The organism is Hyphomonas sediminis (assembly GCF_019679475.1).
Taxonomy (GTDB): domain Bacteria; phylum Pseudomonadota; class Alphaproteobacteria; order Caulobacterales; family Hyphomonadaceae; genus Hyphomonas; species Hyphomonas sediminis.
This window is the reverse complement of sequence record NZ_JAIEZP010000001.1, coordinates 1350872-1369540: the sequence shown is the minus strand read 5'-3', so window position 1 is coordinate 1369540 and position 18669 is coordinate 1350872. Positions and strand designations below refer to the sequence as shown.

Annotated in this window: 15 protein-coding genes and 1 other RNA gene; 10 read left to right on the top strand and 6 right to left on the bottom strand. The window is 62.4% G+C overall.

What is annotated here, in order from left to right; genetic code table 11:
- Positions 1–194 precede the first annotated feature (194 nt).
- Entirely contained in the window at positions 195–1433 is a 1239-nt protein-coding gene (locus K1X12_RS06875) for a pyridoxal phosphate-dependent decarboxylase family protein (protein ID WP_220986875.1), read from the top strand.
- Here K1X12_RS06875 and K1X12_RS06870 read toward each other — a convergent pair.
- Positions 1424–2773, bottom strand: coding sequence for an alkaline phosphatase family protein (locus K1X12_RS06870; protein WP_220986874.1), 1350 nt, complete (start codon positions 2771–2773; stop codon positions 1424–1426). The two genes, K1X12_RS06875 and K1X12_RS06870, sit on opposite strands and share 10 nt — an antisense overlap.
- Positions 2774–2923: 150 nt before the next feature.
- Here K1X12_RS06870 and K1X12_RS06865 point away from each other — a divergent pair, with 150 nt between their 5' ends.
- The 3 genes from K1X12_RS06865 (at position 2924) to K1X12_RS06855 (ending at position 6957) form a co-directional block, all read left to right on the top strand.
- Positions 2924–4888, top strand: a complete 1965-nt coding sequence (locus tag K1X12_RS06865; protein WP_220986873.1) for a prolyl oligopeptidase family serine peptidase — start codon at positions 2924–2926, stop codon at positions 4886–4888.
- Between the two features lie 110 nt (positions 4889–4998).
- Positions 4999–5670 (top strand): glutathione S-transferase family protein, encoded by a 672-nt coding sequence (locus K1X12_RS06860; RefSeq protein WP_220986872.1) that lies wholly within the window; start codon positions 4999–5001, stop codon positions 5668–5670.
- A 66-nt stretch (positions 5671–5736) separates the two neighbouring features.
- A complete protein-coding gene (locus tag K1X12_RS06855; protein WP_220986871.1) occupies positions 5737–6957 on the top strand; it encodes an FAD-dependent oxidoreductase in 1221 nt (406 codons plus the stop codon).
- Positions 6958–6990: 33 nt separating this feature from the next.
- Here K1X12_RS06855 and ssrA read toward each other — a convergent pair.
- Positions 6991–7345, bottom strand: a transfer-messenger RNA (tmRNA) gene (ssrA, locus tag K1X12_RS06850).
- An 84-nt stretch (positions 7346–7429) separates the two neighbouring features.
- Between ssrA and K1X12_RS06845 the strand changes: the two genes are divergently transcribed.
- Positions 7430–8164 carry a hypothetical protein gene (locus K1X12_RS06845; RefSeq protein WP_220986870.1) on the top strand — a complete coding sequence of 245 codons (735 nt, stop codon included), beginning with the start codon at positions 7430–7432 and terminating at the stop codon, positions 8162–8164.
- Between the two features lie 15 nt (positions 8165–8179).
- Here the strand turns inward: K1X12_RS06845 and K1X12_RS06840 are convergent, their stop codons facing one another.
- On the bottom strand, positions 8180–9508 hold the full coding sequence (locus K1X12_RS06840) for an oxygenase MpaB family protein (protein ID WP_220986869.1): 1329 nt from the start codon (positions 9506–9508) through the stop codon (positions 8180–8182).
- A 102-nt stretch (positions 9509–9610) separates the two neighbouring features.
- On the opposite strand from K1X12_RS06840, the gene K1X12_RS06835 reads away from it, so the two are divergent.
- Entirely contained in the window at positions 9611–10222 is a 612-nt protein-coding gene (locus K1X12_RS06835) for a TetR/AcrR family transcriptional regulator (protein ID WP_220986868.1), read from the top strand.
- A gap of 6 nt (positions 10223–10228) precedes the next feature.
- On the opposite strand, the gene uvrC is transcribed toward K1X12_RS06835, so the two are convergent.
- On the bottom strand, positions 10229–12103 hold the full coding sequence (gene uvrC, locus K1X12_RS06830) for an excinuclease ABC subunit UvrC (protein WP_220986867.1): 1875 nt from the start codon (positions 12101–12103) through the stop codon (positions 10229–10231).
- 52 nt (positions 12104–12155) lie between these two features.
- Positions 12156–12440, bottom strand: coding sequence for a hypothetical protein (locus tag K1X12_RS06825; protein ID WP_220986866.1), 285 nt, complete (start codon positions 12438–12440; stop codon positions 12156–12158).
- Positions 12441–12691: 251 nt separating this feature from the next.
- Between K1X12_RS06825 and K1X12_RS06820 the strand changes: the two genes are divergently transcribed.
- Entirely contained in the window at positions 12692–13903 is a 1212-nt protein-coding gene (locus K1X12_RS06820) for a pyridoxal phosphate-dependent aminotransferase (protein ID WP_225907902.1), read from the top strand.
- 110 nt (positions 13904–14013) lie between these two features.
- Positions 14014–14478 carry a Dps family protein gene (locus tag K1X12_RS06815; protein WP_220986865.1) on the top strand — a complete coding sequence of 155 codons (465 nt, stop codon included), beginning with the start codon at positions 14014–14016 and terminating at the stop codon, positions 14476–14478.
- A 12-nt stretch (positions 14479–14490) separates the two neighbouring features.
- Here the strand turns inward: K1X12_RS06815 and K1X12_RS06810 are convergent, their stop codons facing one another.
- Entirely contained in the window at positions 14491–15459 is a 969-nt protein-coding gene (locus K1X12_RS06810) for an alpha/beta hydrolase (RefSeq protein ID WP_220986864.1), read from the bottom strand.
- A 132-nt stretch (positions 15460–15591) separates the two neighbouring features.
- Between K1X12_RS06810 and K1X12_RS06805 the strand changes: the two genes are divergently transcribed.
- Positions 15592–16473: a GNAT family N-acetyltransferase gene (locus K1X12_RS06805; protein WP_220986863.1), complete on the top strand. Its 882-nt coding sequence runs from the start codon at positions 15592–15594 to the stop codon at positions 16471–16473.
- Positions 16474–16538: 65 nt separating this feature from the next.
- Entirely contained in the window at positions 16539–18464 is a 1926-nt protein-coding gene (locus K1X12_RS06800) for a hypothetical protein (RefSeq protein ID WP_220986862.1), read from the top strand.
- Positions 18465–18669: the final 205 nt, after the last annotated feature.

Below are 18669 nucleotides of genomic sequence, written 5' to 3'. Positions count from 1 at the left end.
CGCCAAGAGTCCCCGTTAATTTTTCGTTTCCGTCACAAAGTAAGGCGGTGGCTTTACCCCCGCAACGGGCTTCGCACAACGGGCGAGGTTTTTCTTTTCCCCAGCGCTTTTCCGGTGACACCGCTACAGGGGGCAACAGGCTGGCCAGCCTGTTAGTTAGCCCCTACTCTTCCGGGAAAAGAGGAGGAACGCAGATGCACATGCCGGCAGAGGGACGCGCCTGGGAAGATGTACGCGCCGAAATGATCTCGCGCGGCACGGGCGATGTGGCGTGGCGCGACGGGAAGACCGCCGTCTACATCTTCAACGCAGGCGAGGATGTGCACGCGCTTCAACACGAAGCGTATGGAATGTTCATGGCGGAGAATGGCCTTGGTCCCCTCGCCTTTCCCTCGCTCGCGCAGATGGAGAAGGATGTGATCTCCATGGCGCTCGGCCTGCTCGGTGGCCCGGAAGGATCTACCGGCGCGATCACCTCCGGTGGCACCGATTCGATCACGATGGCGATGAAGACCGCGCGTGACTTTGCTCGCGCCAAAAGCCGCTCGCAGGGCAATCACAATATCGTCATTCCCCGCTCCGGCCACCTCGCCTTCCACAAGGCTGCAATGCTGATGGACATCGAGATTCGCTCGGTTCCCCTCAAGACTGATGGCAGCTATGAGGCCGATCCTGCCGCCATGGCCGCCGCCATCGATGCCAACACGATCATGATGGTCGGCTCAGCGCCCAACTTTCCTCATGGAATCATCGACCCCATCGCGGAACTGGGCAAGGTCGCCGAAGAAAAGGATGTCTGGCTGCATGTCGACGCCTGTGTCGGTGGCTACTTCGCGCCCTTCGCCCGCATGAACGGCGTGGCCGTTCCCGACTTCGACTTTGCGATTCCTGCCGTCAAATCGATGAGCGCGGACCTGCACAAATACGGCTACTGCGCCAAGGGCGCCTCCACCGTCCTCTTCCGCTCGGCGGAGCTTTACAAGCACATGCCCTTCACCCTCAGCGACTGGTCCGGCGCGCCGATGAAAACGCCAACGCTCGCGGGCACGCGCCCCGGCGGCGCCATCTCGGCGGCCTGGGCAGTGATGAATGTGCTCGGGGTTTCCGGCTACCGTGAGAAACAGGGCCTCGTCTGCCAGACGCGGCAGCGCATCGAAGACGGCGTCAAAGCCCTGGGCTTTGAAGTGCTCGGCCGCCCCCTGCTCGGCCTCATTGCCTTCCGCCACCCGGATGCAGATACGCTCGCCCTCTACAGCGCCATGCGCCATCGCGGCTGGTTCACGTCCTTCACAGTCGAGCCGCCCAGCCTTCACCTGATGCTGTCGCCCAAACATGCAGAAGTCGCGGATGATTATCTCCGCGACCTCGCTGAATGTCTCGATGCCGTCAGGGTCGGTGATGCCGGTCCTAAAGTCGAAGCCCGCTATTCCTGAGCCTTCCGCACAATTGAGGCTGGGCAGCGGCCGCCAGTCACGCGCTCGACCACGTCCGGATCGCCATCCGTTTCCGCCGGCGTGAGGTGCAGCGCGCAGGCGATGAAGCTGTAAACGTTGACGTTCTCGAACGGCGCCGCCGTTACGCCTTGCGGGAAGATCGAGCCAGCGCCGATGAAGGTCGCTGCCATCGTCGGATCGTAATTGTCGTAGCCATGCTGGCCAGGGATCGGCGCGCGCCATCCGCCCACATTGGCATTGCGCACAGACCAGCCCGGATCAGCCACAACGAACACGTCCGGCCCGCGCGTCGGGTGGTCGAAGTGATAATGCTCCGGCATCTCGCCGCGCTTGTAGACGTGGATGTGCTCGTCGAAGTCTTTCAGTCCCTCATAGGCCTTTTCCAGCGCTTCGCCTTCGCCATAGATGTGCAGGAAGGGGTGGTTCGAGCCGCCATAAGGCCCATTGAACTGCGGCACGGTCAGCTGCTTCAGGTCGATAAACTCACCGATATCCAGCACCTTGTCCGGGTTCACCCAGACCATGCCATGGTCAGAAACGACGATGATGGTCGTCCGCGCCAGCAGGCCGCGCTGGCGAATACCCTCCACCAGCTGGCCGACATAACCATCTACCTCGGCAACAGCCTCTTTCGCCTTCTCGGACATTGGCCCGAAATAATGCGCTGCCGTGTCCACCCGGTCGAAATACACCGCTGCGAACCGCGGCAACTCAGCTTCCGGCGCATCATACCAGGCCAGCACTTCATCCACGCGGTCCTGGTAGGGCTTGTTGTGCTCATAAGGCGTCCAGCGCGTCGGGCGCACGCCATCATGGGCCACTTCAGATCCCAGCCAGAACATGATCGAGGTTGGCAGGCCCTGCTTCTCGGCAGTCACCCAGATCGGCTCGCCCTGCCACCAGCGCTCTTGCTGAGGCCCCGCTGCGCGGTCGAACTGCTCCTTGGCAACTTTGTCGTAGGGGTAGTTTTCCACCATACCGTGATGTTTCGGGTAAAGCCCGGTCGCCAGCGAATAGAAGTTCACGAAGGTCACCGATGGCATTACCGGATACATTCCCTCGGCGCGTACGCCGCGCGCGGCCAGTGCCTTGAGGTTGGGCGCGTCCCACCGGTCGATCATCGGGGCGTTGAGGCCATCCAGGCCGATCATCAGCACCAGCGGCGGCGCGTCGACCATCATGGGCTCCGGCGCGCTTGGGGCTTCAATCTGCGGTGATGTCAGCGAGGCCGGCGGAGGCACTTCAGTCTTTGGCGATTGGCACGCGGCCAGCAGGCCCGCCACCAGAATCGAAACGGTGAATGATTTTAACGAGCCCATGCCTCGTTCCTTCGCGCTGCGTGAATTTTCGGTTCCGCTTTAGACGCTGAATGTACCGGCAGTGTGAAGCCCCTTCACTGAAAAAGGCGTGACCTCGCGGCAGATGCCTCTAAACAAGTTTCATGAAAAACCACTGATGGGGAAACCGAAATGACCCGACGCAGCCTCACCGCCGCCAGCGCCCTTGCGCTCATTCTCACCGCCTGCGCCCAGACTTCAGCCGCGCCCGCCGCCCCGGTCACCGAAACAGTTACCGCCCCGGCGGCGGTCGAACGGGTCACGCAGGGCAATCTCGTCCTGGAATCCATCCCTGCCATTCCGTCGGAAGTGTCCGACCGCCTAAGCGCCTACGAGAATGTCCGCAGCCATGGCTTCCTCGACTGGACCGGCGATGGCGGCATTCTCATCACCACGCGCTTTGCAGACACCAACCAGGTCCACGAAGTGAACTCGCCCGGCGGCGCCCGCAAGCAGCTCACCTTCTTTGACGAGCCGGTGGGCAATGCCACTGTCAGCCCGGAAGGCGGCGCTTTCCTGTTCGCCCGCGATAAAGGCGGTGACGAATACTACCAAGGCTACCGCTTCGATCTCGAAACCGGCGTCATCACCCGCTTCACTGAGCCAGGCACCCGCAATGGCGGCGCTCTTTGGTCTGACGATGGCTCCCAGGCCGCCTGGGCACGCACCAATCCCGGCGACCCCAACAACGACATCATCGTCGGCAACCCGGCCGACGCCGCCAGCGTGCGCGTCGCGCTGGAAGGCGAAGGCGCAACTGGCCCGGTAGATTGGTCCAATGACGGATCGAAACTGCTGCTCCAGCGCTACATCTCCATCTCGGAGAGCCGCCTCTTCGTTCTGGATGTCGCCTCCGGCGAGACGACGCAGGTGAACCCTGACGATACGGTCGCCTATTCCGGCGGCGCGTTGCTGCCAGACGGTTCCGTCCTCACCGCCACCGACAAGGACAGCGAATTCACAAACCTCGTCCGTATTGCGCCCGATGGCGGTGTTACCAACTATACCGCAGACATCAACTGGGGCGTTTCCGACTGGGATCTCTCTCCGGATGGAAAGACCGTTGCCTTCACGCTGAATGAAGGCGGCCTTGGCACCATTCGCCTGCTGGATATCGAGAGCGGCCAGGTGCGGCCCGGCCCCACGCTGCCCGTCGGGATTGCGTCCGGCATTGTTTACTCGCCGAGCGGCAACCATGTCGGCTTTACCTTCAACTCGGCGATCAGCCCGGCAGACGCCTGGTCGTTTGACGTGGCCACGCTGAACCTCACGCGTTGGACCGAAGCGGAAACCGGCGGCCTCAACACCGAAAACTTCGTGGAACCCACCCTGTTCGACTATCCGAATGCGGAGGGAATGGACATCCCCGCCTTTATCTACAAGCCCGCCAGCGAAGGCCCGCATCCCGTCATCATCTCCATCCATGGCGGCCCCGAAGGCCAGTCCCGCCCCGGCTTCTCTTCGTCTTACCAATACTGGGCAAATGAGCTTGGCCTCGCCGTTGTCGTTCCGAACGTTCGCGGGTCCGCGGGCTATGGCAAAACCTACGTGTCGCTGGACAACGGCCTTAACCGCAAGAAATCGGTTGAGGATATCGGCGCCCTGCTCGACTGGGTCGAAGCCCAGCCAGATCTAGATGCCAGCAAGGTCATCGTCTATGGCGGTTCCTATGGCGGTTACATGGTCCTCGCCTCGATGATCGACTACGCCGACCGCCTCGCCGCCGGCGTCGACATTGTCGGTATTTCAGACTTCAAGACCTTCCTTGAAAACACCGAAGGCTACCGCGCGGACCTCCGCCGCGCAGAATATGGCGATGAACGCGACCCTGTCGTTGCGGCTTTCTTCGACGAAATCTCGCCGCTGAAGAATGCGTCGAAGATCTCCAAACCGCTCTTTGTCATCCAGGGCTATAATGACCCCCGCGTTCCTTACACGGAAGCAGAGCAGATCCTTGCTGCCGTCAAATCGAACGGTGTCCCGGCCTGGTTCATGATGGCGATGGATGAAGGTCATGGCTTCCGGAAGAAGTCCAACCGGGAAGCCCAGCGCGAAGCAGAAACCATGTTCCTGAAGGAAGTTCTGGAACTTGAATAATCCCGCCCAGCTCCTTCGGGGGCCGGGCGCCTGAATTATCCATTGTCCTCTGGCCGGTGCGCCTTTGCGCACTAGCTGTTACGTTGGCGCAAACCGGCCGGAGGAACCCCATGATCACGCTTCACCATCTCGAAAAGTCCCAATCCATCCGCATTCTCTGGCTGCTGGAGGAATTGGGCGTTCCGTATGAGATCAAGCTCTACGACCGTGATCCCCAGACCCGCCTTGCGCCGGCTGCCTACAAGGCCATCTCGCCGCTCGGCACCGCGCCCGTGATCACCGATGGCGATCTGGTTCTCGCCGAGACGAATGCCATCATCGACTATATCTGCGACAAGCATGATGACGGCCGCCTGCGCCCTGCACCAGGCACGCCGATGCGCGCGAAATACCTCTTCTGGTTCCACACCTCGCAAGGCAGCCTCCAGCCGCTGCTGACCAACAAGTTCGTCATGATGGCGCTGACCACGCGCGCGCCATTCTTCGCCCGGCCGATTGCAAAATCCCTCGTCGCCGCGCTGGACAAGGCCTTCTTCGGCCCGCGCCTGGCTGCCCTCTTCCGCGAAATCGAAAAGGCCCTCGGCGAGTCGACTTGGTTTGCCGGTGACCAGCTCACCGCAGCCGACATGGTGATGGGCTATTCCATGGAACTCTGCGTCCATCGTGGCGGCATGGACGAGAGGACCTATCCCAACGCCTACCGCTTCCTGAAGCAAATGCGCGAACACCCCTCCTACCTCCGCGCCATGGAGAAGGACGGCAAAGGCACCATCCTTCTCTGATCCGGCCAGCCCCTTGCCCCCTCTGCCTGATGAGATCACTCTTCAGGCCGAGGAAAGGGAGCGCCCATGCGTGAACTTGAAACTGATTGCTGCATCGCCGGCGGTGGCCCGGCAGGCGTGATGCTGGGCTATCTGCTCGCGCGGCAGGGCGTCGATGTGATCATCCTTGAAAAGCACGCAGATTTTTTCCGGGATTTCCGGGGCGACACGGTCCACCCCTCCACGCTTCAGGCGTTCCATGAAATGGATCTGCTCGATACCTTCCTGGAGCGCCCCTTCCAGAAGACCGAGACACTCGGCCTCGTCATCGAAGGAAAGCCGTTTCCGCTGGCAGACTTTCGCCACCTGCCGGTTGCCGCGCCCTTTGTGGCCATGATGCCGCAATGGGACTTTCTGGACCATCTCGCGGACGAAGGCCGGAAGTTCCCGCCTTTCCATCTGATGATGTCGGCCGAGGCGACGAAATACATCGATGGCCCCGGCCGCGTCACCGGCGTCATCGCGAAAACGCCAGACGGCCCGGTTCAGATCAAGGCAAAGCTGACTGTCGCTGCCGACGGGCGCAGCTCCGTCCTGCGCGCGCAAAGCGGCCTGCCCGTGAAAGATATCGGCGCCCCGATCGATGTCTTCTGGTTCCGTCTGCCGCGCAGCCGCGGCGCCGAAACCGAATCCCTCGGGCGCGTGTCCTCCGATGGCCTGCTCGTGATGATCAATCGCGGCGATTACTGGCAATGCGCCCTGCCTTTTCCCAAAGGCGCCGATGAAGCCATCCGCGCTGCCGGGCTCGAAGCATTCCGGGCACGCATCACCCGCATGGCGCCCGATCTGGCCGACGCAACCGGCGAAATCGACAGCTGGGACAAGGTCAAACTCCTCTCCGTTCAGGTGAACCGGCTGGAGCGCTGGTGGAAAGATGGTCTCCTGTTCATCGGAGACGCTGCCCACGCCATGTCGCCCGTCGGCGGCGTCGGCGTGAACCTCGCGGTTCAGGACGCGATCGCGGCTGCGCGCATCCTCGGCCCGGCATTGCGGGAAAACCGGCTGACCACGGAGGATCTTGCCGCTGTCCAGAAACGCCGCGAATGGCCTGCGCGGATGACGCAGTCTGCCCAGGTGCTCGCCCACAATATGGTGCTCATCCCGGCGCTCACAGCGAAGACAACAATCCATCCGCCGATCCTCCTGCGCCTCTTCAGCTGGTTCCCCCTCCTGCGCCGCCTGCCCGCGCGCGCCGTCGGCATGGGCCTTCGCCCGGAACACTGGGACACCGCGCTCGACAAGCCCTGAGCGGCGCGGAGGCAATCTGAATTTGAGGGATAAGGTGGTGGCTTCTGTTGCCAGGCGCCACCGGGCCCCGCCTAGGGGTCTGAAGCCCTAGGAGTTAAAGTCGGAAAACATCCGGCCGCTTACGCAGCCATCAGTTCGCCTTCAGCAAAGTTGTCGTTTGCAACTATTTGCTTTTGGGCTTCTAACGCAGCCCAAGCGAGCGAAAGCCTCGTCTTTACACGTCCGTCGACACTGTTTCGGCCCCGTCAGAAACGGACCATTCCAGATCCGCTTTTGGTGGAGCCGCCGGGTACCGCCCCCGGGTCCGAGCCGCTTATTACACGCGCGTTTATCGCCATAGTCCGAAGACAGGACCTATATAGGCGATGGGCCGCCCGATTGTAACCTCGTTTTTCGCAGGCCCGCCAATCTGCTGGACGTCCTCCACACCCTTTGGCAGTGTTCTGTGAGGCTGGCTCGGGGGAGTGGCGACATGTCTGCAGGTCAACTGTTCCGCAGGGCGCTCCGGCATCCCTGGCCGGTCTTTGCGGCCGCGCTTGTGCTGGCTGTCGCCGGCTTCTGGCCGAGCTTCTTCGCCATCCTCCACGAAACGCCCTTGCCCCATCACATCCATGGCTGGTCGGCGACGCTCTGGATGGCGCTGCCCCTGCTCCAATATGCCCTGATGCGAACCGGCCGCCGCGCTCTGCATCGCCAGCTCGGATACGCTTCGCTTGTGCTGGCCGCTGTGGTCGTCGCCAGCGGGCTCTACGTCGTGCAGATGATGGCCTACGCCAACCTGTCGAGCTTCCGCCTGCTGGACGTGAAGTTCGTGTGGCTGGACCTGACCGGCATGGCGCTCTTCACTGTCTATGTCGCCAGCGCCACCCTCGCCGCCCGCGCCCGCGACATTCGCCTCCATGTCTCCGCCCTGGTCGCCAGCGCGCTGATCCCGTTGGAAGCTGCCCTCGAACGCCTCTTCGTCAACTTGCTGCCAACGCTCGTGCCGAATTTCAGCGCCAGCCTCTATGTCTCGCTGGTCTTCCTGGAAGCCGTCTGCGCCATCTTCATTCTCGTGGAATGGCGCACCGGCAGGGTCCGCTGGCCCATGCCGGTGCTGCTCGCCTATTACCTCATCATGCACGTCACCATGACGCCGGTCGCCTCGAACGAAACCTTTCAGGCCTTCTCGGACTGGTTCGCCATGATCGGCCGCCCCGCGAGCTAGCCGCGACAGCGCGCCTTAATGGCCCGCCGCTGCCGGAACGGCTGGGCGATACTGTTCCGCATCCGTCGTAAATTCGGCGTGGCCATAGCGTTTCAGCAAACGGTGGATCTTCGCCACCAGCCGCCGGTCCGCCATCTCCCGCAGGCCCGGCACTTTGTCGGCCAGGCCATAGAGCGCCATCTTGAGCCCGATGGCCGGCAGGATGATACCCGCTGTCAGATAGTCGGCCAGCCCGACCGGCACGCCCATGTCCCGCGCCGCTGCGGCATTGCCCCCCAGGAAGCGCTGCACCAGCACGATCCGGCCGACGCGCCGCTCCAGTGAGTTGCGAACACGGCTGACCAGCGAACGTTCCGGCGGCAGGTAAGCCGCCATCGTCGCGCGCACTAGCTCCCCGCAGGTTGCATCATCAAAGCCGGAACGGATCGACGCGCTGCGGGCGTTCATCATGTCGATAATGCCCTGCGGCGTATCCATCAGCAGGTCTTCGGGCAGCCCCAGAAGGTAGCAGCGATAGCGGCTGAACTCGACGCGGGCGCGCTCCTCGGCGGTAAACTCCGTACGTCCTTGCCCCACCATCTTGAAGGCCAGCAAGAACACATCAATCAGGCCCGCCGGCATCTGGTCCACCTGCGGGATCGGAATACCGTAGACGGACTTGTCCCAGGCATTGCCGGCGCGCAGCACATTGAAGCGCACCATGGAATGCATCAGGCGCACCATCGCCGCCGCCTTGAAGCCTTCCCCGCGCGGCTCCAGCGCATTCGGCAGCGTAGTCACGGTGAAGAACGTCGCCGTTTCATTCACGCGCTTGGCCGCTGTCGTGTTGGAGAGCGTGCCCGTCAGCGCCATCGGCAACGCGGTATACTTGTTCATGAAGGTCGCCAGGAACGCCCCGCGAATGGTCCAGGGCGCAAACAGGGCCATCGGCAACCGGTTCGCCTTCGCACCCTTGCGCACAAGATCCATGTCCAGCCAGGCCGGCTTCACTTCCATCTCGCGGATCAGCGCCACCAGTTCGGGCGGTGCATCCGGCACGGCCTCAAGGCCCTTGTCGCAGGCCGTTTGCAGCATGGTCACCAGCCGCCGAAAGCCAAACTTAGGCATCAGCATCGCATAGGCGTCGGCCGTCACATCCCCCAGCATCGTATAGGCTTTGACGCGCGCCACCATATCCGCCGGTGGCGCCGGGAATTTGTCGGCATACGCTGCCATGGAGCTTACAGAAACATCGTCTGTGTAGCGCTCAGGACTCGCCGAGAAGTCCACTGCGCCATACATTACGGGAAGAGCCGTCTTCTGGTGTTCAACTCGCTGGTGCACATGTTCTAGCGAAGCGGTCATCTAAACGGTCCTTGGCTGCCTGCCAAAAATAATGTAAGTAATACTCAGATTTTCCACTCGCATCGGACAAAAAGCCGGGATTTGGGAAGTCGGGGGACATAAATGACTGATAAACCTAGGAGAAATCCGAAGCAGGCGCGTGCGCAGGCGACGGTAGATGCCATTCTGGCCGCGACGTTTCAGCTTTTAGAAGCTGAGGGCGCCACCAAATTGACCACGAACCGGATTGCAGAACGAGCCGGCGTCAGCATCGGCACGCTGTATCAATACTTCGAGGATCGGGACGACATCCTCGCCGCGATGGGCGAGCGTCAGGCCGAAGCGGTGCGACAGAAAGTGACCGAGATCGTGCTCGCCTCCCCCGAACAGGACAGCATCCGCACCATCATCCAGGCGATCATGTCGGGCATCGAAGGCTCGCCGGAAACCCGCATCGTGCTGATGGACGCGCTGTTCAAGGCACGCGGCGAAAGTGTTCTCAGCCAGCATCACATTGCTTTTATGAGCTCGATCAGTGACCGAAGTGAGCTGAGCTTTGCGCTGGGTCGGGAGTCCGCTTTCGTACTCACCCACGCTGTCGTCTGCCTTTTGAGAGCGTCCGCTGCAGAGCCGGAACTGGAACTCGACCCCAAAGCGCTGGAAGACGAACTTGTTCTTCTGATCGAAAGCTATCTTGCGGGCCTCGCTGCGCGCAGCGCCCGGATGGCGGGCTGACCCGCGTCACCCGCCGTTGAAATGGCCGTAGATCCGCTGCGCCAATGCTTCGTTGACGCCCTCGACCTCCATAAGGTCGGCCACCTTCGCGCGCGACACGCCGCGGGCCGATCCGAAATGGTGCAACAGCGCCTTCTTCCGTGCCGGGCCGATACCCTCGATTTCATCAAGCGGTGAACGCGCCGCTTCTGCCGCACGTTTCTGGCGGTGTGCGCCGATGGCCCAGCGGTGAGCCTCATCGCGCAGGCGCTGCAGATAGTAGAGCACCGGCGCATTCTCCGGCAGCTTGAACGGCGCCCTGCCCGGCCGAAAAAACTGCTCGCGCCCGGCATTTCGGTCAACGCCTTTGGCGATGGAGACCAGCGTCACATCCTCCGGGGTCAAACCAAGCTCCGCCAGCGTTTCCAGCGTCGCGCTCAACTGGCCCAAACCGCCATCGATCAGAACAAGATCTGGCCAGTCGGAGACATTGCCCGCCTCCTTCTCCTTCAGCGCCCGCGCAAACCGCCGCCGCATCACCTCACGCATCATGCCGTAATCGTCGCCCGGCGTGAGGTCTGCGTCCTTGATGTTGAACTTGCGATACGCCTGCTTTTGGAACCCTTCCGGCCCGGCCACCACCATTCCGCCAACGGCATTGGTGCCCTGGATGTGGGAGTTGTCGTACACTTCAATCCGGTCGGGTACGGACGGAAGTTCAAACACCTTCTGCACTTCGCTCAGCAGCCGCTCCTGGCTCGCCGAATCTGCCAGCTTGCGCGAAAGCGCTTCGCCCGCATTGCGCTCGGCCTGGGTCAGCAGGTCTCGCTTGGCGCCGCGCTCAGGCCGGCGCAGCTCGATCTTGCGGCCAGCCTTCAGCGCCAGCGCCTCTTCGATCAGGTCCGCCTGTTCGGGCAATTCATTCACGAGGATCAGCCTGGGTGGCGGCCGCTTGTCGTAAAACTGGACAAGAAACGCGGCGAGCACTTCCTCAACAGACTGGTCGCGCTCATGCCGGGGGAAATGCGCCGTCGCCCCCCAATTCTGCCCGGCCCGGATGAAAAACACCTGCACACAGGAAACCCCGCCATCCATGGCGATAGCGAATACGTCTGCCTCTTCGATGCCGTCAGGGTTCACGTCCTGCGTGGCGCGCACATGCGCCAGCGCGCGGATTCGGTCGCGCAGGCGCGCGGCGGTCTCGAATTCCATCGCTTCGGAGGCTGCTTCCATGTCAGCGGCCAGCCGCTTCTGAAGGTCAGCCCCCTTCCCGCGCAGGAAGTCGGCCGCCTGGTCAGCCAGCGCGGTGTAATCCTCTCTCGATACCAGGCCGACGCAGGGCGCCGCGCAGCGCTTGATCTGGTGCAGCATGCAGGGCCGCGTCCGCGCGGAATACACGCTGTCCTCGCAGGTGCGCAGCAGGAAGGCTTTCTGCAACGTGTCCAGCGTCTGCATCACCGCGCCGGCGCTGGCGAACGGGCCGAAATAGTCGCCCTCATCCTGTTTGCTGCCGCGATACTTCTTGATCTGCGGCGCCTCATGGTTCCGGCGGATCAGGATATAGGGAAACGACTTGTCGTCGCGCAGCAGCACGTTGAAGCGGGGCTTCAATGATTTGACGAGGCTGGCTTCCAGCAGCAGCGCCTCGGTCTCGCTCTCGGTGACGACGAACTCCATCGAGCGCGTCATCGAGATCATCCGCGCAATCCGCTGGGTGTGCCCGCCCATGCGCGTATAGTTCGACACCCGCGCTTTGAGGTCGCGCGCCTTGCCGACATACAGCACCTCGCCCGCCTCACCGAACATACGGTAGACGCCCGGCCTGGCCGGCAGGTGCTTGAGATGATCGCGGATGACGTCCACCCCACGCGTTGGGGCAGCGCCGGAGGCTGCGTCGGTCATGGTCGCAGAGATAATGCAGGCCGCGCCGCCCGCAAAGCGGGCCCGCTGCACCTCAGAAGGAAATCCGCCCGGCCATCATCAGGCCGCCCGTGGCCCCTGCGGCCAGAAACAGCATCAACAGTCCGAGGAACTGCCGGCTACTGGACGTCCCGGCAGCCTCGCCCCGTCCGCCCGGCGCAAACAGGTAGAACAACATCAGCACGCCCATGCCACCCATCAGGCTCTTTTCAGCCAGGGTCAGCCCGTCGACAAAATCGGAAGCATGTGCCGTCAGCTCCGCCAGGGCGTGGCGAAGGCGGTTCACAAAGCTATCGAGATCGAATGTCAGTTTTTCCATTGGCGTGGCTATGCTCCGGAACAGTCCGCCTGCATCGGGCAGGGTTTCTCCGCAACGGTGCACATTTTGGGCCAATTGGGTTAGCAGCTCGCGAAAAACCCGGTGAAATTTTATCGATCTTGCCAAGGAAACGAAAAGAAGTCCGGTTTGGCTTACCCGCCCCTGCAAAATCAGCGCCTTGAAGGCCCGGCAACCCTCCAGTAAGCCGTGCGCCGCAGCCCCTGCTGCCAGTTCAGAAAAGGACCCCTCCCATGGCCGCCGACATCCGCCTGTCAGACGCAATCGATCGCGTGAAGCCCTCCGCCACGATCGCCGTTACGACCAAGGCCAACGAGATGAAGCGCCAGGGCCTGGATGTGATCGGACTTGGCGCTGGCGAGCCTGATTTTGACACGCCTGAGAACATTAAAGAGGCTGCCATCCGCGCCCTGCGCGAAGGCAAGACGAAATACACCCCTTCGGACGGTATCCCGGAACTGAAAGAAGCCATCGTCGCCAAATTCGCCCGCGAGAACGGCCTCACCTACAAGACCTCGCAAGTAAACGTCTCGCCCGGCGGCAAGGCCGTACTGTTCAACGCCTTCATGGCAACCCTGAACGCAGGCGACGAAGTCGTGATCCCGGCGCCTTACTGGGTGAGCTATCCGGAAATGGTGCTCCTGTGCGGCGGCACGCCCGTCGCCGTCTCCTGCGGCGCGGAAACCGCCTACAAGCTGACCCCGGAAAAGCTGGAAGCCGCGATCACGCCGAAAACCAAATGGCTGATCCTCAACTCCCCCTCCAACCCCACCGGCGCGGCCTATACCGGCGCCGAGCTGAAGGCGCTCGCCGACGTCCTGCTGCGCCATCCGCAAGTCTGGGTGCTGACGGACGATATGTATGAGCACCTCGTCTATGACGGCTTCGAATACAAGACGATCGCCCAGATGGAGCCTGCCCTCTACGATCGCACGCTGACCATGAACGGCGTCTCCAAGGCCTACGCCATGACCGGCTGGCGCATCGGCTATGCTGCCGGCCCGGAAAAACTCATCGGCGCCATGCGCAAGGTGATGGACCAATCGACCTCCAACCCCTGCTCCATCAGCCAGTGGGCCAGTGTCGAGGCGCTGAACGGCCCGCAGGATTTCCTGCCCGGCTTCCGCGCGGCTTACGCCGGCCGCCGCAACCTGATGGTCGAAGGCCTGAACCAGGCCGCCGGTATCGTCTGCCCGAAACCGGAAGGCGCCTTCTATGTCTACCCCTCCTGCCAGGGCCTGATCGGCAAGAAAACCGCTTCCGGCACAATCATCGACAGCGACAAGACCTTCGCCGCAGAGCTGCTGGAGCAGGAAAAGGTCGCCCTCGTCTTCGGGGAAGCCTTCGGCCTGCCGGGAACCTTCCGGATTTCCTATGCGACCTCCGACGCGATCCTCAAGGAAGCGGTGACCCGCATCCAGCGTTTCTGCGCCAATCTGTCATAGACACAGCCAATACCCGCTCAGGCAGTTTCGAATTGGAAATCTGTTCCCCGGACCCAATATCGATTGGGTAACGGGGGCTGTTCCCCATCTGGTTTGAAAAGGAGACGATAATGTCGATCGACATTGGAATGTCTGACAAGGCCCGCAAGGCTTCTGCCGATGCCCTGAAGGATCTGCTGGGCGAAACTTACGCGCTCTATGTGAAGACGCACGGCTATCACTGGAACGTCACCGGGCCGCGCTTCAACTCGCTGCACGCCATGTTCATGACGCAGTATACCGAACTGTGGACCGCGCTCGATGAACTGGCCGAACGTATCCGCGCGCTGGGCCATTTCGCGCCGGGCTCGTCCGGCGAGATGATGGAACGCGCCACGATAAAGCCGGACAACGGCGTGCCGGATGCGGACGAGATGGTGAAAAACCTCGCTGCCGGTCACGAGGCCGTCGCCCGCGCCGCCAAGAAAGGCATCGCAATCGCCGAAGAGGCAGACGATCCGGTCTCGGTCGACCTGTTCACGCAGCGCGCGCAGATCGCCGAAAAAACCGCCTGGATGCTGCGCGCCTCTGTCTGAGGCGCCGGCGCCCTACCCCTCGAACGCAACACCCAGCCCCCTCGCCATTCCGGCGAGGGCGTCGCGCATATAGGTACGCGATACGCGGGCGGACATGTCCCGCATATAGGCGTGCGGCGCGCCCGGATACACATGCAGCTCCACCGGAACACCCTCAGCCATCAGGCGGCGGGCATATTCCAGGTTTTCCTCCGTGAAGAGATCAAGCGCGCCGGTCGAAATAAACGTCGGCGGCAAGCCCGCCAGCGTTTCGGCCCGCGCAGCGGCAGCGTAGGGCGAAACGTCCGGGCTGCCCGGCGGCTGGCCAAGCAGCGAGGCCCAGCCAAAATGATTGGAGCCATTGGTCCAGACGAACTCGCCGAACATCGGTGAAAGGTCCGCGCGCACCGCCGTGCGATCATCCAGCATCGGGAAGATCAGCTGCTGGTGGCAGAAGCGGTATTCGCCCCGGTCGCGCACCAGCAGCGCCAGCGCTGCCGAAAGCCCCCCGCCTGCGCTCTCGCCTGTCACCGCAATGCGGCCCGTATCGATGCCAAGCGCCTCTGCTTCCCGGTTCATCCAGGCGGTTGCCGCGTATGCATCCTCGACATTGCCCGGATAGCTCGTTTCCGGCGCCAGCCTGTAAGCGGGCGAAACCACCACCACATCGAACAGGTTTGCCCAGAGGGCGCATTGCGGCCCCATGAATTCAGGATTGCCGGAGATATAGCCCCCGCCATGCAGGTGCAGGATCGCCGGCTTTGCCGCCCCGCTGGCGCCATCTTTCTTGCGATAGAGCTTCACCCGCACATCCGGGCTGCCTGCCGGGCCGGGAATGAAGCGTTCCTCCACCGCGATATTCTCCGGGAGGGGCGGCAACAGGGCGAGGCCCGCCTTGCCGGCTTCGCGCGCTGCCGGCAGGATTTCAGCTGTGATGTTGACCGTCGGAAACGATTCCAGGAAAGGCAGCAATTCCGGGTCGACAAGGTGGCGCGATGACATGGGGTTCCTCCGAATTATTTTCTGCGTGCAGCATTCCCCATCACGCGGCCGCGGTCGAGCCCCTCTCCTCCTCCCGTCCCGATTTGAGAATCCCGTTGACAGAAGCTGCCGAGATGCGCCCTCTCATCGCGCATGACCCTTCAAGCCCTTCCCGGACGCGAGCGTAGCGACGCCCTCGATGGCGACGTAGTTGCCCATTACATCACGCGCGCCGACGACGCCCACCTGCCCCGCTTTTATGCCGCCTATGACGCCGCCTTCATCTTGCCAGACGAGAAGGAAGACCTCGACGGCTTCTGCGCCTGCCTGGCGCTGAATGACGGCGAAGCCTATGAGCGCCTCTCGGCTCTTTACGGTCCCTATCGCGAGATGGTGATCCTGCTCACAGAAGGCGCCAATGGTCCGGTTCTGGGCGCAGCAAACTTCATCGCTTTTGCGGGCAACGGCGCCGATCCGACCGTATCTCTTTCCTACATCTTTGTTGATGCCAGCCAGCGCCGCCGGGGCCTCTTCGGCCTGTTGATGCATCTGGTGCGCGAGGAAGCGCGCGACGCCTTCTCCTGGCCCGAAGGCCCGGCGCCCGCACCGCTGATTTTCATAGAGATGAACAATCCGGTGAAGATGAACCCGGAGGACTACGCACTCGACAGCGATCATGCCGGACTAGACCAGGTCGACCGGCTGAAGATCTGGGAGCGTCGCGGCGCGCGTCTTGTCGGCATGGAATACCGACAGCCACCGCTGTCCGACAGTCAGGGGTCGGAAGATGAACTGTTGCTGGGGGTGATTGGCTCGGGCGGCGCCTCGTCATTGCCGGCCTGTCGGCTTGCCGCGCATATGCGCCGGTTCTTCGGCGTCACGGTCCTGAAGGGGCGCGCCCCGGAAAGCGCGCCGGTCGCCGCCAGCCAGCTCGCCCGGCTCGACGCAGCCTGCGCGGCGGGCGAGAGCATTCCGCTGACAGGGTTTGACGCCGTATACGATGCGGCCCGGCAGGTGCTGCAGGACCGAAGCTAGCCGGCGGGGGCCGGCCTCACAGTGAAACACAGGACGGAAACAGCAAGTCTGACGGGGCAGGTGGAATGACGCAGATGACCGGATTGCAGGAAGGCTTCGAAGAGTGTGAAGACAAATCCATCTACTTCACGCTCTCGCTCTACATTTCCGAGAAGAATGTTACCGCCGCGCTGGGCCAGCGCCTCACCCCCGACGCCGTGCGGGATTTCCAGCCCGGCTATCGCGGCAGCAAACGCCTGCGCGACGCAGTAGAGCCCCTGTTCAATGACATCGCCGACCGCGAACGCCTTGGCGCCGTGGACGATTTCCTGCTCGACACGCTTTGCCCCCGCGATGGAGAATTTATCGAGATCACCGCGCCCGATGAAATCGCCTGGTCGACGGAAGGCCGCCGCTTCATCGCAACGCCGCCGGGCCTGGGCAAGGCGCGGACGATCCGTGTTCGCCGCTTCTGGTACACCCACGCAAATGGCGCCATCGGCTATCATCTCTCCTTCCGCTATAATTACGACCACACACCCGGAGAGTTCTATTTCCTCTCCCTTCTGCAGAAGGCCGCCGCGCCGAAAGAGTTCGAGGCTGCCTCAAGGGCGCCCGGCGCCCGACCTTTCCGCGCCACGGATGACAAGACCGGAATTGCCCCGCTCGATCTCCTGCGCGTAAAAAGTCCGCATGGAGACAATCGGAGTTTCTGGCAATATGTACGCAGCGCGTTCAATTTGGATGCCGAAAGCCTCTTTGGCGCACTTCCTTCCGTCGACCCCAAAAAGGGTCAGCGTCCAGAGCCCGTCTTCGAAAATCTCGTGGCCACTGCGCCCTTCATCGAAGTGCCGGGCCTGGAGATGCCTGTCTCGCGCCTGCTGTTCTTCTTCGAGGACGCCACCTTCTTCCGCCGTCTGCTGCCCGAGCCGGACCCGGCGACCGGCCTGCCACCGCCGCGCACCCTGATGGTGCAGGAGGGTTGCTACCTGCCCTATCAGGAGAAGCTGGAAGGGCTGAACCCAAGGGGGCTCGTCGATGTGCCCGAAGTTCGGATGGGCGCCGACTATTGGCACTGGGTGATTCACCGGCCCGACTATGACCGGTTTACGGACGCCGAGGTCGCGGCGGCGCGCGCGACACGTCCGGCCCTGGAAGACCGCACTCGTCAGGACTGCCTGCAATACCTGTTCATTGCCGGCTTCAACCAGAACATCATCGACTTCATGAACCAGGACCCTTCAGAGATCCTGGACTCGACTGACCCGATCTATCCGGCGACCGAGGAACAGGCGACGGAACGCAAGTTCGTCCGATATGCCAATCCCCGCGCCCTCATCACCTATGTCGAGAAAGCCCGCAGCCTGGAGGCGGCCAACGACTATATCGGCACCTGCCCCTACGCTTTCATGATCCATGTCGTCTCGATGCATAACGAGTTCATGACGCGGGAATATGAGGCCGCCGCCTTCGAGCTCATTGGTGAGGTCGAGCGCCTGGGCAACAAGGGGCGTCTGAAACGCGCCGCCGAAGCCTTCTACGCCTTCCGCACCGGCGACTACGCGAACTATTACCGCGACCGCTACATGAACGTCTTCCGGTACGACACCGAGAGCGAAGTGTTCGAAAAGATGACCCAGCTGCGCGGCATCGGGCGGCGGAACGATTATATCGAACGGCTGATCTCCAATATGGAAAGCCAGACCCGGGACCGGGAAGCGCGCCTCGCCAAGAAGGACGAGACTGCGATGAACCTGCTGCTCGGGGCGCTCGGCGTGTTCGGCTTCTTCCAGCTGGCGATGATGTGGGCCGACAAGCTGCGCGATCTCAGCCGGAATGATGCGGTGACCGTCAGCCTCGGCTGGATGCCGCCCTTCCTGGAACTGTCAGGCGGAAATCTCGGTCAGCCCTGGAACGGCTTTTCTGTTTTCGTACTCTACGCCTCTATGGGATTCACATTCGCGCTGGTCGTCTTCCTCATCTGGAGGCTGGTGCGCGGCTTCTTCCGGTAAAGTATGTTTTGTAAATTCTGTAAGGTTCTATTCCGGCGCCTCAGGGCAGCGTGAAAAAGAAAGCCCGGCAGCATCTGAAGACGCGCCGGGCATAAAGTGGGGTCCTGAAGGGGGGAGGAAACGCCCAATCGGAGGAATGATCGGGTTCATGCCCAGGACCCTTGGCATAGAGCCTAAATAGGGCATTTACGCTGCATTGCAACAT